21 protein-coding genes are annotated in these 22,105 nt (G+C 66.6%); 8 read left to right on the top strand and 13 right to left on the bottom strand.

Annotated features, from left to right (window positions below; all coding sequences use genetic code 11):
- Nucleotide 1 precedes the first annotated feature (1 nt).
- The gene (locus GH664_RS17510; protein WP_153169353.1) at nucleotides 2–751 is read right to left on the bottom strand and encodes an electron transfer flavoprotein subunit beta/FixA family protein; all 750 of its coding nucleotides are present in this window, start codon (nucleotides 749–751) and stop codon (nucleotides 2–4) included.
- A gap of 186 nt (nucleotides 752–937) precedes the next feature.
- On the opposite strand from GH664_RS17510, the gene GH664_RS17515 reads away from it, so the two are divergent.
- Nucleotides 938–1,537 (top strand): TetR/AcrR family transcriptional regulator, encoded by a 600-nt coding sequence (locus GH664_RS17515; RefSeq protein ID WP_153169354.1) that lies wholly within the window; start codon nucleotides 938–940, stop codon nucleotides 1,535–1,537.
- Nucleotides 1,538–1,604: 67 nt separating this feature from the next.
- Here GH664_RS17515 and GH664_RS17520 read toward each other — a convergent pair whose 3' ends face one another.
- From GH664_RS17520 to ppx, 8 genes are all read right to left on the bottom strand, one after another.
- Nucleotides 1,605–2,387, bottom strand: a complete 783-nt coding sequence (locus GH664_RS17520; protein ID WP_153169355.1) for a TatD family hydrolase — start codon at nucleotides 2,385–2,387, stop codon at nucleotides 1,605–1,607.
- A gap of 31 nt (nucleotides 2,388–2,418) precedes the next feature.
- Nucleotides 2,419–3,219, bottom strand: coding sequence for an enoyl-CoA hydratase (locus GH664_RS17525; protein ID WP_153169356.1), 801 nt, complete (start codon nucleotides 3,217–3,219; stop codon nucleotides 2,419–2,421).
- A gap of 104 nt (nucleotides 3,220–3,323) precedes the next feature.
- Nucleotides 3,324–4,976, bottom strand: coding sequence for an acyl-CoA synthetase (locus GH664_RS17530; protein ID WP_153169357.1), 1,653 nt, complete (start codon nucleotides 4,974–4,976; stop codon nucleotides 3,324–3,326).
- Between the two features lie 52 nt (nucleotides 4,977–5,028).
- The gene (locus GH664_RS17535; RefSeq protein WP_153169358.1) at nucleotides 5,029–5,697 is read right to left on the bottom strand and encodes an ABC-type transport auxiliary lipoprotein family protein; all 669 of its coding nucleotides are present in this window, start codon (nucleotides 5,695–5,697) and stop codon (nucleotides 5,029–5,031) included.
- Entirely contained in the window at nucleotides 5,698–6,642 is a 945-nt protein-coding gene (locus GH664_RS17540) for an MlaD family protein (RefSeq protein ID WP_153169359.1), read from the bottom strand.
- Between the two features lies 1 nt (nucleotide 6,643).
- Nucleotides 6,644–7,423: an ABC transporter ATP-binding protein gene (locus GH664_RS17545; RefSeq protein ID WP_153169360.1), complete on the bottom strand. Its 780-nt coding sequence runs from the start codon at nucleotides 7,421–7,423 to the stop codon at nucleotides 6,644–6,646.
- Nucleotides 7,420–8,544 carry an ABC transporter permease gene (locus GH664_RS17550; RefSeq protein ID WP_153169361.1) on the bottom strand — a complete coding sequence of 375 codons (1,125 nt, stop codon included), beginning with the start codon at nucleotides 8,542–8,544 and terminating at the stop codon, nucleotides 7,420–7,422. Before GH664_RS17550 ends, GH664_RS17545 begins: the two co-directional genes overlap by 4 nt.
- 6 nt (nucleotides 8,545–8,550) lie before the next feature.
- Entirely contained in the window at nucleotides 8,551–10,047 is a 1,497-nt protein-coding gene (gene ppx / locus GH664_RS17555) for an exopolyphosphatase (protein WP_153169362.1), read from the bottom strand.
- 187 nt (nucleotides 10,048–10,234) lie between these two features.
- On the opposite strand from ppx, the gene ppk1 reads away from it, so the two are divergent.
- Entirely contained in the window at nucleotides 10,235–12,316 is a 2,082-nt protein-coding gene (ppk1, locus tag GH664_RS17560) for a polyphosphate kinase 1 (RefSeq protein ID WP_153169363.1), read from the top strand.
- A 73-nt stretch (nucleotides 12,317–12,389) separates the two neighbouring features.
- Here the strand turns inward: ppk1 and GH664_RS17565 are convergent, their stop codons facing one another.
- On the bottom strand, nucleotides 12,390–14,591 hold the full coding sequence (locus GH664_RS17565) for a bifunctional (p)ppGpp synthetase/guanosine-3',5'-bis(diphosphate) 3'-pyrophosphohydrolase (protein WP_153169364.1): 2,202 nt from the start codon (nucleotides 14,589–14,591) through the stop codon (nucleotides 12,390–12,392).
- Nucleotides 14,592–14,744: 153 nt separating this feature from the next.
- On the opposite strand from GH664_RS17565, the gene GH664_RS17570 reads away from it, so the two are divergent.
- Nucleotides 14,745–15,551 (top strand): zinc-dependent peptidase, encoded by an 807-nt coding sequence (locus GH664_RS17570; protein ID WP_153169365.1) that lies wholly within the window; start codon nucleotides 14,745–14,747, stop codon nucleotides 15,549–15,551.
- A gap of 154 nt (nucleotides 15,552–15,705) precedes the next feature.
- Entirely contained in the window at nucleotides 15,706–16,146 is a 441-nt protein-coding gene (locus tag GH664_RS17575; RefSeq protein WP_153169366.1) for a host attachment protein, read from the top strand.
- 102 nt (nucleotides 16,147–16,248) lie between these two features.
- Here the strand turns inward: GH664_RS17575 and thpR are convergent, their stop codons facing one another.
- The 3 genes from thpR to ispD are packed head-to-tail and all read right to left on the bottom strand — an operon-like array spanning nucleotide 16,249 to nucleotide 18,028.
- Complete coding sequence (thpR, locus tag GH664_RS17580) at nucleotides 16,249–16,839, bottom strand: RNA 2',3'-cyclic phosphodiesterase (protein ID WP_153169367.1); 591 nt, start codon at nucleotides 16,837–16,839, stop codon at nucleotides 16,249–16,251.
- Nucleotides 16,836–17,321, bottom strand: a complete 486-nt coding sequence (gene ispF / locus GH664_RS17585; protein ID WP_153169368.1) for a 2-C-methyl-D-erythritol 2,4-cyclodiphosphate synthase — start codon at nucleotides 17,319–17,321, stop codon at nucleotides 16,836–16,838. Before ispF ends, thpR begins: the two co-directional genes overlap by 4 nt.
- The gene (gene ispD, locus GH664_RS17590) at nucleotides 17,318–18,028 is read right to left on the bottom strand and encodes a 2-C-methyl-D-erythritol 4-phosphate cytidylyltransferase (RefSeq protein ID WP_194270434.1); all 711 of its coding nucleotides are present in this window, start codon (nucleotides 18,026–18,028) and stop codon (nucleotides 17,318–17,320) included. The genes ispF and ispD overlap by 4 nt, the downstream gene beginning before the upstream one ends.
- Before the next feature lie 142 nt (nucleotides 18,029–18,170).
- Here ispD and GH664_RS17595 point away from each other — a divergent pair, with 142 nt between their 5' ends.
- The 4 genes from GH664_RS17595 (at nucleotide 18,171) to amrS (ending at nucleotide 22,020) form a co-directional block, all read left to right on the top strand.
- A complete protein-coding gene (locus tag GH664_RS17595) occupies nucleotides 18,171–19,433 on the top strand; it encodes an MgtC/SapB family protein (RefSeq protein ID WP_153169369.1) in 1,263 nt (420 codons plus the stop codon).
- Nucleotides 19,434–19,545: 112 nt separating this feature from the next.
- Nucleotides 19,546–20,370, top strand: a complete 825-nt coding sequence (gene amrB, locus GH664_RS17600) for an AmmeMemoRadiSam system protein B (RefSeq protein WP_153169370.1) — start codon at nucleotides 19,546–19,548, stop codon at nucleotides 20,368–20,370.
- The gene (gene amrA, locus GH664_RS17605) at nucleotides 20,351–20,920 is read left to right on the top strand and encodes an AmmeMemoRadiSam system protein A (protein ID WP_153169371.1); all 570 of its coding nucleotides are present in this window, start codon (nucleotides 20,351–20,353) and stop codon (nucleotides 20,918–20,920) included. The genes amrB and amrA overlap by 20 nt, the downstream gene beginning before the upstream one ends.
- A gap of 26 nt (nucleotides 20,921–20,946) precedes the next feature.
- Nucleotides 20,947–22,020, top strand: a complete 1,074-nt coding sequence (gene amrS, locus GH664_RS17610; RefSeq protein ID WP_153169392.1) for an AmmeMemoRadiSam system radical SAM enzyme — start codon at nucleotides 20,947–20,949, stop codon at nucleotides 22,018–22,020.
- The last annotated feature ends 85 nt before the right edge of the window (nucleotides 22,021–22,105 follow it).

Consider the following 22,105-nt stretch of genomic DNA (forward strand, 5'->3'; position numbering starts at 1 on the left):
GTCAGATCACCTTCGCTTCGTTCTTCAGTTTTTCGACCAGTTGAGCCACGTCGGCCACCCGCACTCCCGCGCTGCGCTTGGGCGGCTCGGCCACCTTCAGCGTGGTGAGCCGCGGCGCCACATCGACGCCCAGATCGGCCGGCTTCAACGTGTCGAGCGGCTTCTTCTTCGCCTTCATGATGTTGGGAAGCGTCGCATAGCGCGGCTCGTTCAGGCGCAGATCGGTGGTGACCACCGCCGGCAGCCGGATCGCCAGCGTCTCGAGGCCCCCGTCGATCTCACGCGTGACCGAGGCCTTGCCGTCAGCCAGCGCCACCTTGGACGCGAAGGTCGCTTGCGGCCAGCCCAGCAGCGCAGCCAGCATCTGCCCGGTCTGGTTGGCGTCGTCGTCGATCGCCTGCTTGCCGCAGATCACCAGATTCGGGCCTTCCTTGTCCGCCACTGCCTTGAGCAGCTTGGCCACCGCCAGCGGCTGCAGCTCGGCGTCGCTCTCGACCAGGATGCCGCGGTCGGCGCCGATCGCCATCGCCGCGCGCAAGGTCTCCTGGCAGGCCGCGACGCCGCACGACACGGCAACGACTTCGGTAGCCACGCCCGCTTCCTTCAGCCGCACCGCTTCTTCCACCGCGATCTCGTCGAATGGGTTCATGCTCATCTTGACGTTGGCGATATCCACGCCAGTGCCGTCGGCCTTCACCCGGACCTTGACGTTGTAATCGACCACGCGTTTGACGGGAACAAGAATCTTCACTCTGCCGTGCTCCTCAGGTTGTGTTGTTCGTCGGCTCATGCCGCCCGCTCGGGCGAACCGCCGTCGAATTATGTCACCGCTTTGCCAGCTTTGGGGGTGGGCTCATCCAGCCGGCGCATTTCCATACCACTCAGTATGGTGTGCATACGGTAGCGTATGGACAATAAATCGTCAATACTTGTCCGTATGGAAACCAAAATCAAGCAGAAGAGACCGCAGCTCGACAGACAGGCCTGGATCGCATGCGCTTTCGAGGTCATGGCGGAAGAAGGGGTCGCCGGGCTGCGCGTGGAAGTGCTGGCGAAACGCCTGAAAGTCACCAAAGGCAGCTTCTACTGGCACTTTCAGGACCGGCGTGATCTGCTGATGGCCGTCCTCGGCGAATGGAAGGAAGGACGCATCCGCGACATTCTGAAGCAGACGCGCACCCAGCCCGGCAACGAACTCGAGCAGATCTACCATGTCATCGATGTCTACAGCACCAGTCGCAGCCGCCGGGGGGTCGTCATCGAACTGGCGGTGCGTGACTGGGCCCGACGCGACGCCGAAGCCGCGGCGATCGTCGCCGAAGTCGATGACATCCGCCTGCGCTGCACCCGCGACCTTTTCCTCGCCTGCGGGCTGTCGCAGGAAGAGGCTTCCAGCCACTCGATGCTGCTCTATGCCTATGTGTTCGGCCTGTCGCTGATGCTGTACGACAAGTTCCATGCCGACATCCCTCGCCTGAAGCGAGATATTGCCGACATCATCGCGCGTAACAAACGCGACGCCGCATCACCCGCCTGACATCGATCGATCGGAGCGTGACACGCTCACGCACGGCGCATTCGCCCGCCCGCAACCGAGCAGGCGCTCAACAGCCGTCAGCGACCGTGCCAAGGCGGGGAAAGACCGCCACGGCATTGCGCGAAGTGGCGCGAGCCACCTCTTCTACCGGCATCCCTCGCAGGTCGGCGAGGATGGCCGCGAATCGGGCCAGGTTGGCCGGCTCATTGCGCTGGCCCTGCGCCCAGGCGGGCGGAATGTCCGGCGCATCGGTTTCAAGCACGATCGACTCCAGCGGCAGTTCTGCGGCAAGCTTGCGAATGCGGCTGGAGCCGTCGAAGGACATCGCGCCGCCAAAGCCAAGCTTGAAGCCGAGCGCGATGAACGTGTCGGCCTGCTGGCGGCTGCCATTGAAGGCATGGGCGATGCCGCCGCACACTTCGACGCGCCGCAGATGCTTCAGGATCTGGTCCACCGCGCGGCGCACGTGCAGGATCACCGGCAGGCCATGCTCGCGCGCGAGGCGCAGTTGTGCCGCAAGGAAGCGCTCCTGCCGCGCCGGATCGAGGCCGGGCACGAAGAAATCCAGCCCAATCTCGCCCACCGCGATGGCGACATCCTGCGCAAGCCGCCCTTCGAGCACATCGAGATCGGCGTCGCGCGCCTGCATCACGTACATGGGATGGATCCCATAGGCGTGTTGCACATCCGCATGCATCGCGGAAAGCGCCGCGACCCGGTCGAAGCTCGCCACATCCACCGCAGGGACGATGAAGCGACCGACACCGGCCGCGCGCGCCGCGGCCATCGCCCGCTCCCGATCGGCATCGAACTCCGCCGCGTCGAGATGAATGTGGGTGTCGACGAGCATGGCGGCGCCTCCTTCCGCGATCAGCGCGACCTCAGCAGCCCTTCCACTGCGGCTGGCGCTTGGCCATGAAGGCATCGATGCCTTCGGCCGCATCCTCGCTCATCATGTTGCAGGCCATCGTCTCCGACGCCATCTGATAGGCCGCATCCAGGCCCATCTCGAGCTGGCGGTAGAACATCTGCTTACCCATGCGGATCGCCACCGGCGACTTTGCAACGATCGACGCACACAAGCGCTCCACCTCGCCGTCGAGCGCCTCGAGCGGCACCACGCGATTGACCAGGCCGCGTCGCTGCGCCTCGTGCGCATCGATGAAGTCTCCCGTCACCAGCATCTCGAATGCCTGCTTGCGTCCCATGTTGCGCGACAGCCCGACGCTGGGCGTGGAGCAGAACAGGCCGACGTTGATCCCGGACACGGCAAAACGCGACACGTCCGCCGCGACCGCCAGATCGCACATCGACACGAGCTGACATCCCGCCGCGGTGGCGATGCCATGCACACGGGCAATCACCGGCTGCGGCAGCTCGGTGAGCTTCATCATGAGCTTGCCGCAAAGGCGGAACAGGCCCTGCTGGAAAGCGAGCGTGTGGTTGCTGCGCATCTCCTTGAGGTCGTGACCGGCGCAGAAAGCCTTGCCGGCACCGGCCAGCACGACCACGCGCACCGATTCGTCGCGGGCAATGCGGTCCACTTCGGCCAGCAGCGCCTCCAGCATCGCCGAGGACAGCGCGTTGAACTGCGCGGGACGATTCAGGGTCAGCGTGGCCACACCACCGTCGTCGCGGCGCAGCAGCATGGCTTCGTCAGTAGGGTGTTCGGTGGGGCTCATGTCTCCTCCTCGACTTCTCGGTTTACGTTAACGTCAATGGCCGTTCATGGTAGCGCGTCGCTCCCAGAACGGCCATCGGTCAACGCGGGCTCAGCCCGCCTGCATCACTCGAACGAAGCGGTCGACTTCGCCTTCTCGCGCAGCACGAACTTCTGGATCTTGCCGGTCGAAGTCTTCGGCACCTCACCGAAGATGATCTTCTTGGGCACCTTGAAGCCGGCGAGATGCTCCCGGCAATGGGCGACCATCTCGTCGGTGGTCGCCTCGACGCCGTCGCGCAGCTCGACGAAGGCGCACGGCACCTCGCCCCACTTGGGATCAGGCAGCGCCACCACTGCCGCGGCCATCACCGCCGGATGCTTGTAGAGCGCATCCTCCACTTCGATCGAAGAGATGTTCTCGCCGCCCGAAATGATGATGTCCTTGGAGCGATCCTTGATCTTGACGTAGCCGTCGGGCTGCATCACCGCCAGGTCGCCGGTGTGATACCAGCCACCGTGGAAGGACTCGGCGGTGGCCGTCGGGTTCTTCAGGTAGCCCTTCATCACCAGGTTGCCGCGGAACATGATCTCGCCCATCGTCTCGCCGTCCCAGGGCACCGGATCCATCGTGTTCGGATCGAGCACGGTGATGCCTTCCTGGGCGTGGTAGCGCACGCCCTGGCGACCGTTCAGCGTCACCTGGTCGGCCAGCGGCAGTTCCTTCCATTCGTCGTGCTTGGCGCACACCGAAGCGGGGCCGTAGGTCTCGGTCAGTCCATAGACGTGAGTGATGTCGAAGCCGATCTTCGCCATGCCCTCGATCACGGCGGCCGGGGGCGGCGCGGCGGCAATGAGGCCATAGACCTTGTGGTTGATGTCCTTGCGCCACTCCTCCGGCGAGTTGGCGAGCATGGAGTGCACGATCGGCGCGCCGCAGTAATGGGTGACGCCATGCTCGCGGATGGCATCGAAGATCAGCCTCGGATCGACGCGACGCAGGCAGACGTTGACGCCCGCATTGGCCGCCATCGTCCATGCGAAGCACCAGCCGTTGCAGTGGAACATCGGCAGCGTCCACAGGTAGGTCGAGTGCGGCGGCATGCCCCACGACACGATGTTCGACATCGCATTGAGATAGGCGCCGCGGTGATGGTAGACCACACCCTTGGGGTTGCCGGTGGTGCCGGACGTGTAGTTCAGCGAGATGGCCTCCCACTCGTCGGCGGGCTGCTCGAAGACGAATTCCTCGCTGCCCGAAGCGAGCAGCGCCTCGTACTCCAGCGTGCCGATGCGATCGCCCGGGCCGGTGTATTCAGGATCGTCGACGTCGATCACGATCATGTCGGGGCGGTCGGCGAGCTCGACCGCCTTCTTCATCACGCGCGCGTACTCGCGGTCGGTGATCAGCACCTTGGCTTCGGCGTGGTTCAGGATGAAGGCGACCGCCTCGGCATCGAGGCGGGTATTGACGGTGTTCAGCACGGCGCCGCAGGCCGGCACACCGAAGTGGCATTCGAACATTTCCGGGGTGTTGTTGAGCACCACCGCAACGGTGTCGTTCTTGCCCACGCCCAGTTGCTTCAAGGCCGAAGCGAGACGGCGGCAGCGCGCATAGCACTCCTGCCAGGTGAAGCGCCGCTTGCCATGAACGACGGCGAGGCGGTCCGGATACACGTAGGCGCTGCGCTGGATGAAAGTCAGCGGCGTCAGCGGCACGTAGTTCGCGGGGTTCTTGTCCAGCCCATGGTCATAGGGCGATTGTTTGTTCTCGGTCATGCTTGCTCCCTCTTGTATGAAACAACGGACGAAAGCCGTCCCCATGCAAAGCTCATGACGACGCGCAACGTCCGCCGTTATTCAATCCGTGCACGCTCTTGCGGTCAAGTTCGACGAGCCACGTCGCCACCTCGTCCGCCAATCCCCGCACTGCGCTGCGCGCTGCGCGAACGCCACCCTCGGCATCAGGCGTATCCGCCGCATCGTGCCGGCTGAAGTCCCGCGCCGCCACCGGCAATTCGCCGCGCGCCGGCAGCAGCCGGGCCCGTGCGACGAGCTCGACATGACTGCGCTCTTCGGTCTCGAACACATGCACGAATTCGTCCAGTTCCACCCTCAGCCGGCAACGAGATCCCGCGGCCTCACCGCCTGCCGGGCGCAAGGCCCGGGTCAGGGACTGCGAAAGCATGTCGGCGGGCGCTGCTGCCCAGCGGCTCTCGACGTAGCTGCGGCGGCGCTCGGGCTGCTTCCAGGCCAGCCTGTACTGCATGGCGCTGCCACTGAGCCAACTTGGCACTGCCACCTCGATGCGGGCCGGCGCGAGCGCAGCGGGAACGACGACCGCATCGAGCAGCCCGAGATCGTACATGGCGAGCGGCGGCGACTGCAGTCCGGCACAGCCGCCAAGCGCAATCCCAACCAAGGCCGCGCCGGCGAGCTGCCGGAAACGACGCCCAGGCCACACAAGCGGCGGCGGAACGCTCCTGCTGCCATCCTTCATTCACTTCCCTCCCGACACATAGCCTTCCTCGCCCGGCCCCGGCTCGCCGGCGTCGCGCCCGGCCAACAGAACCTGCGGCTGCGTCTCGACTTCCTCCAGCACACGGCCGAGGCGCCGCGAGGTCGTCGTCAGTTCGCGCAGCAACGCGTCGACCTGCGGCAGCGTGCCCTCGACCAGCCCCTCGCCGGCCACACCGGCGACCTTGTCCACCCGCTGCGCGAGTTGGTCGATACGGGCCACCAGGGCGCGGATCTCGCCCGCCGCCGGTGCCGCCTCGCGACTGGCCGCCTCGAGATTGGCAAGGGTGGCGGAGAGCTTCTGCATGTTCTGCGGGCTCAGTGCGCTGCGCAGCGCACTGACCGTCGCCGGCAACTGCGCAACGCTGCGGTCCACGCCCGACGCCGCAGATTCCAGATGCGCCAGCGTGCGGCCCAAGCGCGCCACGCTCTGCTCGTCGAACAGCGCGGCCAGCCGATCCGCCACCACCCGCACACGCTCGGCCGTCTGCAGCGCGCGGTCGCTGATCTGCTCGATCAGGCCGGGTTCGAGGGCAATGCGCGGCGGCCCCGAGCCATCATCCGTGAGCGGCGTGGGGTCGGTGCCGCGATCGTCGAGCTGGATGAAGGCCAGCCCGGTGACACCCTGGGTACCCAGCGTCGCGCGCGTGCCGCGCGTGACCGGCAGGTTCCCGCGCAGCCGGATGCGCACCAGGAGGTTGCGCACATCGGCCGGATCGATGCCGATGTCGGTCACGTTGCCCGCTGCCATGCCCCGGTAGCGCACCCTCGCCTGTAGGTTGAGGCCATTGACCGTGCCTTTCGACACCAGGATGTATTCGCGCATCGGCTCGCGGCTCTGCGAGAACCACCACAGCGCGACGACCAGGCCCGCCCCGAGGAAGAGCGCGAACAGCCCGGCTGCCAGTGCGTGAGCCCGATTTTCCATGTCAGTGATTTCCTCCGTGGCGAGCCAGCGCGTTACGCCCATGTTCGCCCAGGAAAAAGCGCTGGATGAAAGGATGATCCTGCGCCAAGGTCTCTTCCAGCGTCCCGAAGCTCACGATGCGCCGCTCGGCCAGCACCGCGATCCGCGTCGCCAGTGCGGCCAGCGTATCGACGTCGTGCGTCACCAGCACCACGGTCAGCCCCAGCTCATGGTGCAGCGAGCGGATCAGGCGGACGAAGGCAGCGCTGCGATCGGGGTCCAGCCCGGCCGTCGGTTCGTCGAGCAACAGCAGCTCGGGCTCCAACGCGAGTGCGCGCGCCAGCGCCGCGCGCTTGACCATGCCGCCGGACAGTTCGGCCGGCATCAAGGACGCATGCCCGGGCTCCATCTCCACCATTGCCAGCTTGAGCGCCACCAGGTCGCGCAACTCTGCGTGGGTCGCCACGCCGAGTTCCTTCAGCGGGAAGGCGATGTTCTCACCCACCGTCAGCGCCGAAAACAGCGCGCCCTGCTGGAACAGTACGCCGAAACGGCGCTGGCGTGCGATGCGCTCATGCACGCTGCCGTCGCGCAGGCCTTCGCCGAAAAGCCTCACCGTGCCAGCCGCAGGCCGCGTCAGGCCGATGATGTGGCGCAGCAGGGTCGTCTTGCCGCTGCCTGAGCCGCCCACCAGCGCGACGATCTCGCCCGCCTGGATTTCGAGCGTGAGACCGTCGTGCACCAGGTTCGAATCGAAGCGGGTGACGATGTCGTGCAGCGCCACGACCGGCCCGTCGCTCATGTGGGCACCCCGATGGAACGGGTGGCGATGGCGAACACCGCATCGGCAAGGATCACCATGGTGATTGCCGTCACCACCGACGCCGTCGTGTTCACCGACAGGCTTTCCGTGTTGGGCCGCACGCGCAGGCCGAAATGGCAGGCAATCAGCGCGATCAGGAAACCGAAGACCGCGCCCTTGGCAAGGCCGATGTAGAGGTTGGAGATCGGCACCACCGCAGGCAGCGTCTGGACGAAGAAACCCAGCGACAGGTCAAGCTCCAGCCGCGCCGACACCCAGCCGCCGAGCAGCGCCACCGCCGACGTCCACAGCACCAGCAAGGGCATCGCCAGCGTGAGCGCCAGCACCTTGGGCAGCACCAGCCGCAGGCTGCGCGAGATGCCCATCGCCGCCAGCGCGTCGATTTCCTCGGTCACCCGCATCACGCCCAGTTGCGCCGTCATCGCCGACCCCGAGCGCCCCGCCACCAGCACCGACACCAGCACCGGCCCCAGCTCGCGGATGATGCCCAGGCCGAGGATGTTCACGATGAAAATGTCGGCGCCGAATATCTTCAACTGCAACGCCGACAGATAGGACAGCACCACCCCGATCAGGAAGCCGACCAGCGCCGTCACCGGCATCGCCTTCACCCCGACCTTGTGGATGTTGGCAGACACCTCGCGCAGTGGCCATTCGCGCGGATAGCGCAGCAGATGTGCAAGGTCGAGAAATATCTGCCCGAACAGCGCGATGAAGCCCAGCGCATGCGAGCGAAAGCCGAGCAACGCACGGCCGAGCAGGATGATCGCGTCCACGACGCCGAAACGCGCACCTCCAGGCCGCAGTTTCCCGGAGCTGGCAGCGACGCGCTCGATCACCCTCCGCTGCGCCTCGCCCAGCCCTTCAGCGATCGGCCAGCGGCGTTTCCACGCATGCCACAGCAGCGCGGCGCCGAAACTGTCCAGGCGCTGCACCGCGGTGAAATCCCAGTGCGCCGCCGACGGCACCTGCGCAAGCCGGGCGCGCAGGTCGGGAAGATCGGCAGACAGCGCGCGCAAGGTCCAGTCGCCCGCAAGCAGCACCTTGCCATCCGCGGCGACCCGGATCACGGGCGCGGCGCCCGGCCGGTGCTCAGCCATGGAAACTCAGGCAGCGCTGCGCGCGGACACCGCGCGCACGTAAAGGCCGCGACCCAGCGAAATCCACTGGCGCTGCTCCTCGTCGAGCGCCGCAGCGGTCAGCGGCAGCTTCTGCAACCAGCCGGCAGTGGTGTTCACCGAGAACCCCCTGCCCTCCCGCGCCAGCGCGATCGGCGGAATGCCCCGCGCATCGCGCGCACGGTGCACCACCACTGCCAGGCGCAGGCAGGCGATCAGCAGCCAGTCCGGGCTCAACGGGTCGATGGCGGCAACGCGCTCGAGCTTGCCGCGATGCGCAAGCACCAGGCGCGCGAGCCGTCCCTGGTCCATGCGCGAAAAACCGGGCATGTCGGCATTGCCGAGAATGTAGGCACTGTGCTTGTGGTAGCTGGAATGCGCGACCGAGATGCCGATCTCATGCAGCAGCGCCGCCCAGCGCAGGAAGCGGCGGTCATCGTTGTCCTTCGCCGCGCTCTCGGGCGCAACCTGAATCAGCAGATGGCAGGCGGTGTCGGCCACCTGCTCCGCCTGGCGCACATCGACGCCATAACGCCGCATGAAAGCCTGCACCGTCGCATCGCGCAGATCGTGATGGTGGTAGCGGCCGAGCAGGTCGTACAGCACGCCGAGCCGCAGCGCACCGTCTGAAAACGCCATCTGTTCGAGTTCGAGTTCCTTGAACACCGCGCTCATGATCGCGAAGCCGCCGAGGAACACCGGCACGCGATCGCCCTTCAGTCCGGCCAGGTTCACATTGCCGATGTTTCCCGCCTTCAGCAGGATCGTCTTCAGGCGCTCGAGTCCATCGCGCGTGATGCCCCGCTGCGACAGGCCGTTCTGCTCGAGCACTTCGGCAATCGCCTTGGCCGATCCGCTCGAACCCACCGCTTCTTCCCAGCCGGTTTCGCGATAAGCCTGGCCGATCGTCTGCAGCTCGCGCCTCGCAGCCAGTTCGGCCTCCTTCAGCCCACGCTTGTCGATGCGGCCGTCCGGAAAGTAGCGCAGGCTGTAACCAACGCAGCCCATGTACAGCGATTCGAGCTGCAGCGGCTCGAAACTCTTGCCGATGATGAACTCGGTCGAACCCCCGCCGATGTCCACCACCAGTTGCTGGCGGTGCGGATTCGGCAAGGTGTGCGCCACACCGACGTAGATCAGGCGCGCCTCTTCGCGTCCGGCGATCACCTCGATCGGGAACCCGAGCGCTGCCTCGGCACGTATCAGGAACTCGGGGGCATTCTTTGCCACGCGCAGCGTGTTGGTCGCAACCGCACGCACCCCGTCGGGCTTGAAATCGTGCAGTCGCTCGTGAAAACGCTGCAGCGCGCTCACGCCGCGCTGCTGGGCGGGCATGTCCAGCCATTTTTCCGGCGACAGCCCCGCCGCCAGGCGCACCGGCTCCTTCAGGCCATCGAGCGGATAGATCTGGTCATTGACGATGCGACCGACCTGGAGCCGGAAGCTGTTGGAACCCAGATCGATGGCGGCAATCAGATCTCGCATGATGTTGGGGCGGGGCAAGGCGCAGGGCGCTGAAGCCTTGGATTCTAACACCCCCGCCCCACCCCCCCGTCCGCGCGGCGATGGTTTTCGCGCCGCTGAACATCGCCCTGCGCCACTGCCCGCCTGTCATCAAGCCGCAAAGAAAATGTCACATAATGACTTGAAGCATTCATCCCACGGAACCAGCATGCGCCTGCCAAGCGAGACCGCCCATTACCCCGCGGAGCATTTCATCAATCGCGAACTGTCACTGCTGCAGTTCCAGCGCCGGGTACTCGCACAGGCAGCGGACCCTTCCGTGCCACTGCTCGAACGCTTGCGTTTCATCTGCATCGTGTCCAGCAACCTCGACGAGTTCTTCGAGATCCGCGTGTCCGGCATCAAGGAGCAGATCCGCATCGGCGATCGCAAGGGCGCCATTGACGGCATCGCACCGGCTGACCTGCTGGCGCGCCTCAGCGACGAGGTACACAAGCTCATCTCCGAGCAGTACGCGCTGCTCAACGAAGACATCCTCCCCGCACTCGAGAAGGAAGGGGTTTCCTTCCTGCGCCGCAACCTGTGGACGGATGCCCAGCGCACCTGGATCCGCGAATACTTCCTGCGCGAGGTGATGCCGGTGCTCACGCCCATCGGCCTCGATCCGGCGCACCCCTTCCCGCGCGTGCTGAACAAGAGCCTCAACTTCGCGGTGGAACTCGACGGCCTGGATGCCTTCGGTCGCGACTCGGGCGCCGCCATCGTGCAGGCGCCGCGCGCACTGCCGCGCGTGATCCGCCTGCCACCCGAGATCTGCGATCAGGAATACAGCTTCGTGTTCCTGTCGTCGGTGCTGCACGCCCACGTCGGCGAACTGTTCGCCGGCATGCAGGTGCTGGGTTGCTACCAGTTCCGCGTCACGCGCAATTCCGATCTGTTCGTGGATGAAGAAGAAGTCAAGGACCTGCGCACCACGCTCAAGGGCGAACTCCAGCAGCGCCACTACGGCGACGCAGTGCGCCTGGAGGTGGCCGACAACTGCTCCGAGGAGATGGCCGATTTCCTTGTCGAGCATTTCCATCTCGGGCAACAGGACCTCTATCGCACGCCCGGCATCGTCAACCTCGTGCGCCTGATGCAGGTGCCGGATTGGGTCGACCGGCCCGACCTCAAGTACCAGCCCTTCACGCCGGGCATGCCCAAAGGCCTCGACAAGCGGCAGGACATTTTCGACGCCGTCTGCAAGCAGGACCTCCTGCTGCACCACCCCTTCCAGAGCTTCGCCCCGGTCATCGACCTGCTGCGCACAGCGGCCGACGACCCGCGAGTACTGGCGATCAAGATGACCGTTTATCGCACCGGCACCGACTCGGTGCTGATGGAACACCTGGTACGCGCCGCGCAGAAAGGCAAGGAAGTCACGGTCGTGCTGGAGCTGATGGCGCGCTTCGACGAGGAGGCCAACATCACCTGGGCCAATCGCCTGGAGGAAGTCGGCGCGCACGTCATCTACGGCGTGTTCGGCTACAAGACGCATGCCAAGCTGCTGATGGTGGTGCGGCGCGAAGAGGGCGGCCTGCGCCACTACGTGCATCTGGGCACGGGCAACTACCACCCGCGCACCACCCGGCTCTACACCGACTTCGGCCTCCTCACCAGCAACCCGGAAATCGGCGAGGACGTCGCCACCGTCTTCAAGCAGCTCACCGGGCTTGGCCAGGCGACCGAGTTGCGCCACCTGTGGCAGGCACCCTTCACGCTGCAGCCCAAGGTGGTGGCCGCCATCCGGCGCGAGGCCGCTGTCGCGCGCGAGGGCCGCAAGGCGCGCGTCATCGCCAAGATGAATGCGCTGCTCGAACCCGAGACCATCGAAGCGCTCTACGAGGCCTCGCAGGCCGGGGTCGAGATCGACCTCATCGTGCGCGGCCCCTGCGCGCTGCGGCCGGGCGTCCCGGGCTTGTCGGAAAACATCCGCGTGCGCTCGGTGATCGGCCGCTTCCTCGAGCACCACCGCATCTTCTACTTCCGCGCCGACGGCGAGGAACAGGTGTATCTGTCCAGCGCCGACTGGATGGACCGCAACTTCTTCCGCCGCATCGAGATCGCCTTCCCGATCCTAGACACGCGCATCAAGCGTCGGGTGATCCGCGAAGGCCTGCGCCCTTACGTCGCCGACAACGCCCAGGCCTGGGAAATGCAGCCCAACGGCTGCTACCGCCGCAAGACGGCGCGCGGCGTGACCCGCGCAGCGCAGCTCACGCTGCTGCACGATCTGGCGGCGAATAGCTGACGGCTTGCCGTGCAGCGAGCCGGGGCCGCCCCGCACAGCCGCGGCCCCGGGGGTCCCAAGGTCTGCGGAGGCCCTACTTCCGCTGCACGTCCATCACGCCCGACACTTCACGGATCAGCGTGATGGCGCGCTGCATCTGCTGCACGCCGCCGACTTCCATGGTGAAGCGCATGTAGGCGGTGCCGCGCTTGGTGAGGGTGTTGACGGCGATGACGTTCAGCTTTTCGCGCGACAACACTTCGGAGATGTCGCGCAGCAGGCCCTGGCGATCGGTGGCTTCGACGGCGATGTCGACCTGATACACCGCCTGCTTGTTGTCGAAGGCGCAGTCGCCCCATTCGGCCTGGATCACCCGCTCCGGGTGGCGCAGGGCGAGCTGCTGGAAATCGTGGCAATCCACGCGGTGAATCGAGATGCCACGGCCGCGGGTGACGAAGCCTTCGATGGCGTCGGGTGGTGCCGGCTTGCAGCAGCGCGACAGCGAAGTCATCAGCTTGCCGACGCCGACGATGAGGATCTTGTCGGAGTTGTCGCCCGAGCGGCTGCGGCCGACGACGATCTCCGGTTCGGCCTCGACCTCGGCCGGGGCACTACCCTCGCGCAGCGCCACCTGCACCGAGCGCGGCCCGACTTCGCCGCGGCCGGCGGCAAGGAACAACGCCTCCGCGTTCTTGAAGCCCATGCGCTCGGCGAGGCCGTCGATGTTGGCCTGGGCGTGGCCGTCGCGCTGCATCTCCTTGGTGACGAAACTGCGGCCGCGGGCGAGCAGTTCCTCTTCATCCAACTGGGCGAAGTACTGCTTGATCTTGTTGCGCGCACGCGAGGTGGCGACATAGCCCTGGCGCGCATCGAGCCAGTCGCGCGACGGCCCGCCCTCCTTCACCGTGTTGATCTCGACCGTCTGGCCGTTCTCGAGGCGGGTGTTGAGCGGCACCAGGTGGCCGTCGACCTTCGCACCGCGGCAGCGGTGGCCGAGGTTGGTGTGCAGGCGGTAGGCGAAATCCACCGGCGTGGCGCCGCGCGGCAGGTCGATGACCTTGCCCTGTGGCGTGAGCACGTAGAGCGTGTCGTCGAGCGAGGCGCGGCGGTATTGCTCGAGCCAGTGCGCGGAGTCGGCCACCTCGTCGCGCCACGACAGCAGGCTGCGCAGCAGCGCGATCTTCTCGTCGTAGTCGCTGCCCTTGTGCGCGCCTTCCTTGTAGCGCCAGTGCGCGGCCACGCCCAGCTCGGCATGCTTGTGCATGTCGTGGGTGCGGATCTGCACCTCCAGCGCGCGGCCGTCGCCCGCCAGCACCGCAGTGTGCAGCGACTGGTAGTTGTTGCCCTTGGGCTTGGTGATGTAGTCGTCGAACTCCTTGCTGATCGGCTGCCAGATCTGGTGCACGATGCCCAGCACGGTGTAACAATCCTTCACCTCATCGACCAGTACGCGCAGCGCACGGATGTCGTACACCTGCGAAAAATCCAGCCGCTTGGCGCGCATCTTGTTGTAGATGCTGTAGATGTGCTTGGGCCGCCCGTAGATCTCGGCCTTGATGCCGACCGCCGCCAGCTCGCGGCGCAGCCGTGCGATGGCGTTGTCGATGAACTCCTGGCGCTCGACGCGGCGCTCGTCGAGCATTTTTGCGATGCGCTTGTAGGTCTCGGGCTCGATGAAGCGGAAGGAGAGATCCTCCAGTTCCCACTTCAGTTGCCACACGCCGAGCCGGTTGGCAAGGGGCGCATAGATGTCGAGGCTTTCCCGCGCCACGTCGACACGTGCGTCGTCCTTGACGTCGGTGTAGTAGCGCAGCGTCTGCGTGCGTGAGGCCAGCCGCACCAGCACGACGCGGATGTCCTCGACCATGGCGAGCAGCATCTTGCGCAGCACTTCGGTCTGTGCGCGGATCTCGGGCGCAGTGGCGGTGGCCGTCATGCGGGTGACGAGGCGCAGGCCATTGAGGCGGTCGAGGCCATCGACAAGATGCGCCACGCCCTCGCCAAAGCGGGCCTCGATTGCGTCCAGCGCGTTGTCGCGGTAGGCGCATGCGGCAAACAGCAGCGCGGCAATTCGCGTCTCGGCGTCGAGCCTGAGCGACGCCGCAATCAGCGCAGAGCCGACCGCATGCGTCCACGTTGATTCGCCGGTGCCGAGCGTCCGGTCGGCATAAAGTTCTGCGGCAAAGTCGAGCGCGTCGCGGACCTGCGCGGCTTCCGCCTCGGACAAAGCTTCCGACAGCAGTTCGACGGGAGGGGCGGTGTCGCCCTGGGAAATTGCGTGAGTGACTGAAACCATGGACGAATTATCCCACATCGCCGGGGTGCCGCAGGCTTCGACAGCGTGCGATCATCTGTGGGGGAATCCCTGAAACAGATCGCGGGCAGGCCCGCTCCCGCCTGAAACCAGCCGGCGATTCTTCCCGTTGTCCACGACCGATCCACTGCCTCGATGTTCGCCAAGCTCCAGCAATGGCTGGGCCTCAAGCGCCCGCCTCCGTCCATTCCCGACGCCTTGTGGCGCCGCGTCGAAGCCGGCCTGCCCTTCCTCGATTTTCTCGGCGTGGACGAGCGTCTGCGCCTGCGTGAGCTGGCGCGCGGCTTCCTGGCGGAAAAGGAATTCCACGGCGCGCAGGGCCTGCGGCTCACCGACGAAATGCTGCTCGGCATCGCGCTGCAGGCCTGCCTGCCAATCCTGAACAAGGGACTGGATGCCTACCGGAGCTGGGTGGGCGTGATCGTGTATCCGGGAGATTTCGTCATTCCACGCCACGAGATGGACGAGGATGGCGTCGTGCACGAGTACGACGACGAGGTGCTGGGCGAGGCCTGGGAAGGCGGACCGGTGGTGCTGTCGTGGTTTCCCGGGCACCTTGCCCCTGACGGCGTCAATGTGGTGATCCATGAGTTCGCGCACAAGCTCGACATGGAGAACGGCGGCGCCGACGGCTTTCCACGCCTGCTGGCAGGGATGTCGCGCGAGGCCTGGGCCGCGGCCTTTTCGTCCGCCTACGCGGCGTTTTGCGCGGACGTCGATGCTGGGCGCGACACCACGCTCGATCCTTATGCGGCGGAGAGTCCGGGCGAATTCTTCGCTGTCGCCTCCGAGGCCTTCTTCGAGACGCCAGCCAGCCTGTCGGAGAGCCATCCGGACGTGTATGCGCAGCTTGCAGCCTTCTACGGCAGTGACCCGGCAGCCGGCGCGCGCCGCCTCGGTGACCTGGCCGGCGCTCGCGGCACCGCACCGCCAGGGGCTTAGCGTCCCACGCCCCTCGTACGCGCAACGGCGTTTCACATGGCGGTAACGAAGCTCGTTGGCAGCGCGGGCTGCAGTGGCTACTCTTCAGTTGGCACTGCCCACGGCGGGAGGCTGCGGATGGTGTCTTTCCTCAATGTGGAACGGAGGGTGTCTCATGGCCATTACCTGGATTCTGGTTGCCAACGCGAGCCTGGCGAAGCTGTATGCGAACCTCGGCCCCAACAAGGGCCTGCAGCTCGTCAAGGAGCTGATTCACCCGGAAAGCCGGCAAAAGAATTCCGAACTCGTCAGTGACCGCCCTGGCAGCATGGGGTCGAACGGAACAGGCGGCGGCACGATGCGGCCGCAAACGGAACCGAAGCAGCACGAAGCGAAGGTGTTTGCCCAGAAGATTGCCCAGGAGCTATACCAGGGGCGTGCCGCCAATGCGTTCAAGCGCGCCATCGTCGTCGCGCCGCCCTCCTTCATGGGCGTCCTCAATGGCGTGATCGACGGGCCCACGGCGCAAATGATCAGCGATCGCTTCGAGAAGGACTACACCAAGTCGACCGAAGCGGAGTTGAGCGAGCGACTCGCAAGCGCGATCTTTCTTTGATTTCTCACACGTCTCCCTTCAGGAGACGACGGGGCGGGCGAAAGCCACCCCTGGGAGCCGCGGGGCGCTTGGCGCCCCGCTTTCACGTCCTGCGACCCACTTTCATGTTCCCCGGTCAGCCTGCGTGTCGTGGGACAGCGGCCAGCGCCCGAGACACTCGTAGCGCGCCCCTTCGGCGCCGAGGTGCGAACGCATCAGGGCGAACTCTCCCACCGGCCACAAAACCGGCGGATTGATCTCGCGCGACGGCGGCTGATGGCCATTGCGCACCAGGGTGACATGGGCTGCAAACGGCCGCGCCTCGACTGCGAAACCTTCGGCACGCAAGGCCGCCGCCAGTTCCTCGGCCAGCGCCGCCAGCGGCGGCGGCGTGACTTCCGGCCCGCCCCAAACGATGCGTCCGCGTTGCCAGGCGCCGGCGCGCGCAACAAGCAACTCGAAGGCCTCTCCGCGCAGCGTGGCGGCGAGCTCGCGCAGGGTTTCCACGCGCTCGGGCGACTGGTCGCCGAGAAAGGCCAGGGTGAGATGCAGGCTGTCGCGCCGCATCAGGCGGCCGCCCGTCTGTGCGTGGATGCGGCGTGCGCTGGTGTACAGCGCAGCGGCGACCCGTTCTTCCGGCCACAGCGCGAAGAACACGCGCTGTGGCTCGGTGCCGGAATCGCGCTCGGGTGCCGAGCCCTGCGGCTGCGTCATGCGCGTGCCAGCAGAGCGACGACCTGCGCGGCGACGCCTTCACCACGGCCGGTGAAGCCGAGCTTCTCGGTGGTCTTGCCCTTGATGTTGACCGCGCCAGGGTCCATGCCGAGATCGGCGGCGATGTTGGCGACCATCGCCGGTGCGTGCGGCAGGATGCGCGGCGCCCTGCAGATCACGGTGGCGTCAACGTTCACCACCTGCCAGCCGGCACTGCGCACCCGCGCCCAGGCCTCGCGCAACAGCACGCGGCTGTCGGCGCCGGAATGCTTCTCGTCGGTGTCGGGGAACAGCCGTCCGATGTCGCCCATTCCCGCGGCGCCGAGCAGCGCATCAGTGAGCGCATGCAGCAGCACGTCGGCATCCGAATGGCCGAGCAGGCCACGCTCGTGGGGAATCGTCACGCCGCCGATGATCAGCGGCCGGCCGGCAACCAGGGCATGCACGTCGAACCCCTGCCCGATGCGAAACGGCACGTTCATGCCTCAACTCCTTCACGGTTCTGCAGGATCCATTCCGCCAGATGCAGGTCGAGCGGATAAGTCACCTTGAGGTTGGTGGCGTCACCCTGCACCAGGCGCGGGCGCAGGCCGGCGGCCTCGATGGCGCTGGCCTCGTCGGTGACCTCGCTGGCGCTCTCCAGCGCGCGGCGCAGCATCACGTAGCGGAACATCTGCGGCGTCTGCGCCTGCCACAGGCTGTCGCGCGGCACCGTCTCGGCCACGTGTTGACGGGCGTCGGCGCGCTTCAGCGTGTCGGCCACCGGCACCGCGAGCAGGCCGCCGACTTCGTCGTGCACGAGTTCGCGGATCAGCTTGTCGATGTGCCAGGGCGCCAGGCAGGGACGCGCGGCGTCGTGCACCAGCACCCAGTCGGAGGGCGAGGCCTCGCCCGCGATTGCGCGCAGGCCACCGAGCACGCTGTCGGCCCGCGTCGCGCCGCCGCAGAAAAGCGGCACCAGCTTGTCGCCGTGCGCGCGCCAGTCGTGCCGCGCCCATTCCGTATCGTCGACCGAAAGCACGACGAACACACGGTCGATCTCGGGCGCCGCACACAGCACCGACAGCGCGTGGTGGATCAGGGGCTTGCCAAGCAAGGGCAGATACTGTTTCGGCAGGTTCGCGCCCATGCGCGAGCCGCTGCCCGCAGCCGGCACGATGGCGAAGTGGCGAGGATGAAATGTCTGCATGGCGCGCATTCTAGCGTCACGCAGCACGGACCGCGGCGCGCCGCCCCTACTCGCGACCGTTGCCGCCGTATCCTTGCTGCAACCGGCAAGGGCGCGGCGTGTCGAACCGACCCAGCTTGCAAGCCCGCCAAAGGACCCGCGCATGCCATTCTCGACACCGGTGGTGACGGAACAGATCGAGGCCTTCCTGATTGCGATCGGGATCGGCATGCTCATCGGGCTGGAACGCGAACGCATTCCCTCGGCGCGCGCCGGACTTCGGACCTTCGGCCTCGTCGGCATGTTCGGCGCGCTGGCGGCCATGCTCGGGCAGCAGATGAACAGCGTCGCGCCCTTCGTCGCCGGCCTGCTGATCGCGGGCGCGACCATCATCGCCGCCTACGTGCGCCACCCCGACGCGTCCGACCCCGGCACCACTTCGGTCGCTGCCCTGCTCGTCTGCTACTGCCTTGGTGCGGCGACCTGGCTGGGCTTCGCCAAGCTCGCCGTCATGCTCGCGGTGGGCACGACCGTGCTGCTGTACTTCAAGACCCAGCTACGTGGCGTGGCGACGCGGCTGCAACCGCGCGACTGGATCTCCATGCTGCAGTTCGGCGTGCTGTCGCTGGTGATCCTGCCCATCCTGCCCAATGAGGAGCTGGGCCCCTATGGCGCGCTGAACCCCTATCAGCTCTGGTGGATGGTCGTGCTGATCTCGGGCGTGAGCCTGGCGGGCTACACGGCGCTGCAGCTCGTCGGGCCGCGCTACGGCACAGCGTTCGTCGGCATCTTCGGCGGACTCGCCTCGAGCACCGCCACCACCATGGTGTATGCGCGCCAGGCCCGCGATGCGCCCGCGATGTCTTCCGTCGCCGCGCTCGTCATCCTGCTCGCCAACCTGGTGATGGTGATGCGCGTGGCGGTGATCGCGGCGCTGGTCGCGCCCGGCTTGATCGCCGCGCTGGCGGCATCCGTCGCGCCGGCGCTGGCGCTCGGCGTCGGCGCAATCGTCTGGCACTGGCGGCGGCTCGGCGAAGGCGGCGAGCTCGTGCTGCCGGCCACCAGCAACCCCACCGAATTGCGCACCGCGGTCGGCTTCGGCGCCCTTTACGCCGTCGTGCTGCTGTGCGCCGCCTGGCTGTCGGACCGCGTCGGCAACAGTGGCCTCTACGTGCTCGCGCTGGTCTCGGGTCTCACCGACGTCGATGCGATCACCCTGTCCACCCTGCGCCTGTTCACCCTCGACAAGCTGGCAATGGAGCCGGCAGTGATCGCGGTCGTGCTGGGCATGGTCGCCAACCTCGGCTTCAAGACCGCGATGGCCTTCGCGATCGGTGGCCCCGGGCTCGGCTGGCGTGCGCTGCCCGGCATGGCCGCGGTGGCAGCAGGCCTGGGCCTGGGTGTGGCATGGCGCGTGCTCGGCTGAGGGGGCCTATAATGATTTTTAAGGATTCATTCGGCACGCGCCGGTCACGTGCCGGGAGTCGTCCCAGAGCTGCATCGCTTTCCGTCATACGTCACACCAATCCGCATCTGCCATGGCCAATGCTTCCATTCGTCCGGCCGCCGTCGCCGGATTCTTCTACCCCGGTGACCACCGCGTCCTGCGCACCCAGCTGGCGGAGATGCTGTCTGCCGCCGTTCCGCTCGAAAGCGTGCTGCCACCGAAGGCGATCATCGTGCCGCATGCCGGTTACATCTACTCCGGCCCGGTGGCGGCGACCGCTTATGTCGGTATCGCGCCGCTGCGGGACTGCATCCGGCGCGTGGTGCTGCTCGGTCCCGCACATCGCATGCCGGTGGACGGTTTCGCGCTGCCGGCCGCGCAGGCGTTCATGACGCCGCTGGGTGAGGTACGCGTCAGCGAGGCGGACTGGACGGCGTTGCAGGAGCGGCCCGACGTCGTCGTCGACGACCGGCCGCACGCGATGGAACATTGCCTCGAAGTGCAGTTGCCCTTCCTGCAGACGGTGCTCGACAGCTTCGAGCTGGTGCCGCTGCTGGTGGGCGGCGCGAGTGACGCGGCAGTCGCCGAAGTGCTGGAAGGCCTGTGGGGCGGGCCGGAAACCCTGATCGTGATCAGTTCCGACCTGTCGCACTTCCACTCTTACCGCGAGGCACGCATCATCGACAACGCCACCGTGGATCAGTTGCTGAGTCTCGGCAGCGCACTCGACCATGAGCAGGCCTGCGGCGCGACGCCCATCAACGGCCTGATCCGCGTGGCGCGCCGCCGCGGACTGCAGCCGCAGTTGCTCGACCTGCGCAATTCCGGCGACACCGCGGGCCCGCGCGACAGCGTGGTCGGCTACACCAGCATCGCCTTCTTCGAACAGGCCCCGCATGACTCGAGAAAACACTGAACTCGGCAACACGCTGCTGCAGCTCGCGCGGCGAGCGATCGCCCACCACCTCGGCCTCGGGCCGGCGCCGCGCGTTGGCGATGATGCGCGGCTTCTTGAGCGGGGCGCGACGTTCGTCACCCTGACGATGAATGGCGAGTTGCGCGGCTGCATCGGCAGCCTGCGGCGGCAGCGGCCGCTGGGCGAAGATGTGATCACCAACGCGGTCGCAGCGGCGAGCAAGGATCCACGCTTTCCACCGCTGTCGGCGGACGAATTCGACGACGTCCATGTCGAGGTGTCACTGCTGTCAGAGCCGGAATTCATCGATTTCAGCGACGAGGCCGAGTTGCTGCGCCAGCTTCGTCCACACGAGGACGGACTGATCCTGTTCTCGGGCTGCCGCAGCGCAACCTTCCTGCCGCAAGTGTGGGACCAATTGCCCGATCCGCCCGACTTCCTCGCCGCGCTGAAGCGCAAGGCGGGCATGCCGGTCGGACGGCCGGTCGACGGCCTGATGGCCGCGCGCTACACGGTCGAGAAGTGGGAGGAAGCAGAAAAGGAGGCGTGATGGAACACGCGTCGGCAACGCAAGCGATGAACTACCCCGGGCGCTACTGGCACAAGCTCGACGACGGCCGCATCCAGTGCGACCTCTGTCCGCGCTACTGCAAGCTGCACGACGAGCAGCGCGGCGCCTGCTTCGTGCGCATGCGCGAAGGCGAAGGCATCGTGCTCACCACCTACGGTCGCAGCTCCGGCTTCTGCATCGATCCGATCGAGAAGAAGCCGCTCAACCACTTTTACCCCGGCACCAGCGTGTTCTCCTTCGGCACCGCGGGCTGCAACCTCGCGTGCAAGTTCTGCCAGAACTGGGACATCTCCAAGTCGCGCGACATGGACCGGTTGATGGACGCCGCCTCGCCGCAGGAAATCGCCGACACGGCGGCGCACCACGGCTGCGCCAGCGTCGCTTTCACCTACAACGATCCGGTGATCTTCGCCGAATACGCGATGGACACCGCCGACGCCTGCCACGCCCGCGGCCTGAAGACGGTCGCAGTCACCGCCGGCTATATCACCGAGCTGGCGCGCGGCGACTTCTACGCGAAGATGGACGCGGCCAATGTTGACCTCAAAGGCTTCACCGACGAATTCTATGTGAAGCTGTGCGGCGGCCACCTGCAGCCGGTACTCGACACCCTGGTGTGGCTGCGCCGTGAGACCGATGTGTGGGTAGAGATCACCACGCTGCTGATCCCCGGACACAACGATTCCGACGCCGAACTCGACGCCCTGACGCGCTGGGTGCACAAGGAACTGGGCGCCGACATGCCGCTGCACTTCAGCGCCTTCCATCCCGATTTCAAGCTCGACGACGTTCCGCCGACGCCGCCTGCGACGCTCACCCGCGCACGCCGGATCGCGCTCGCCAACGGCCTGAAGCATGTCTACACCGGTAACGTGCATGACGTCGAAGGCGGCACCACCTTCTGCACCGGCTGTGGCAAGCCGCTGATCGTGCGCGACTGGTACGAGATCCGCAGCTATCGCGTGACGCCGAACGGCACCTGCCCTGACTGCGGCACGGCACTCGCCGGCCGCTTCGGCAGTTTCGGCCCCGCTTTCGGCGCACGGCGCATCCCTGTCTCCATCCATCGCGAACGGTGATGTCGGTCCTGCGCGACGCCGCGGAGTGCGCGCCCGGATACGCGCCGCCTCTGTACAATCGGCCCCGGCATCGATTGGACGACGG

This window comes from Thauera sp. 2A1, from assembly GCF_009469595.2.
Taxonomy (GTDB): domain Bacteria; phylum Pseudomonadota; class Gammaproteobacteria; order Burkholderiales; family Rhodocyclaceae; genus Thauera.

Bases quoted from the DNA above. Each gene is read 5' to 3' on its own strand.
- GH664_RS17570 (WP_153169365.1), top strand. From the start codon at position 14,745: ATGTTCGCCAAGCTCCAGCAATGGCTGGGCCTCAAGCGCCCGCCTCCG.
- thpR (WP_153169367.1), bottom strand. From the start codon at position 16,839: ATGACGCAGCCGCAGGGCTCGGCACCCGAGCGCGATTCCGGCACCGAG.
- GH664_RS17515 (WP_153169354.1), top strand. From the start codon at position 938: ATGGAAACCAAAATCAAGCAGAAGAGACCGCAGCTCGACAGACAGGCC.
- GH664_RS17595 (WP_153169369.1), top strand. From the start codon at position 18,171: ATGCCATTCTCGACACCGGTGGTGACGGAACAGATCGAGGCCTTCCTG.
- GH664_RS17550 (WP_153169361.1), bottom strand. From the start codon at position 8,544: ATGGCTGAGCACCGGCCGGGCGCCGCGCCCGTGATCCGGGTCGCCGCG.
- ppx (WP_153169362.1), bottom strand. From the start codon at position 10,047: ATGCGAGATCTGATTGCCGCCATCGATCTGGGTTCCAACAGCTTCCGG.
- GH664_RS17565 (WP_153169364.1), bottom strand. From the start codon at position 14,591: ATGGTTTCAGTCACTCACGCAATTTCCCAGGGCGACACCGCCCCTCCC.
- amrA (WP_153169371.1), top strand. From the start codon at position 20,351: ATGACTCGAGAAAACACTGAACTCGGCAACACGCTGCTGCAGCTCGCG.
- GH664_RS17535 (WP_153169358.1), bottom strand. From the start codon at position 5,697: ATGAAGGATGGCAGCAGGAGCGTTCCGCCGCCGCTTGTGTGGCCTGGG.
- GH664_RS17545 (WP_153169360.1), bottom strand. From the start codon at position 7,423: ATGAGCGACGGGCCGGTCGTGGCGCTGCACGACATCGTCACCCGCTTC.
- amrS (WP_153169392.1), top strand. From the start codon at position 20,947: ATGAACTACCCCGGGCGCTACTGGCACAAGCTCGACGACGGCCGCATC.
- GH664_RS17525 (WP_153169356.1), bottom strand. From the start codon at position 3,219: ATGAGCCCCACCGAACACCCTACTGACGAAGCCATGCTGCTGCGCCGC.
- ppk1 (WP_153169363.1), top strand. From the start codon at position 10,235: ATGCGCCTGCCAAGCGAGACCGCCCATTACCCCGCGGAGCATTTCATC.
- GH664_RS17530 (WP_153169357.1), bottom strand. From the start codon at position 4,976: ATGACCGAGAACAAACAATCGCCCTATGACCATGGGCTGGACAAGAAC.
- amrB (WP_153169370.1), top strand. From the start codon at position 19,546: ATGGCCAATGCTTCCATTCGTCCGGCCGCCGTCGCCGGATTCTTCTAC.
- GH664_RS17540 (WP_153169359.1), bottom strand. From the start codon at position 6,642: ATGGAAAATCGGGCTCACGCACTGGCAGCCGGGCTGTTCGCGCTCTTC.
- ispF (WP_153169368.1), bottom strand. From the start codon at position 17,321: ATGAACGTGCCGTTTCGCATCGGGCAGGGGTTCGACGTGCATGCCCTG.
- ispD (WP_194270434.1), bottom strand. From the start codon at position 18,028: ATGCAGACATTTCATCCTCGCCACTTCGCCATCGTGCCGGCTGCGGGC.
- GH664_RS17575 (WP_153169366.1), top strand. From the start codon at position 15,706: ATGGCCATTACCTGGATTCTGGTTGCCAACGCGAGCCTGGCGAAGCTG.
- GH664_RS17520 (WP_153169355.1), bottom strand. From the start codon at position 2,387: ATGCTCGTCGACACCCACATTCATCTCGACGCGGCGGAGTTCGATGCC.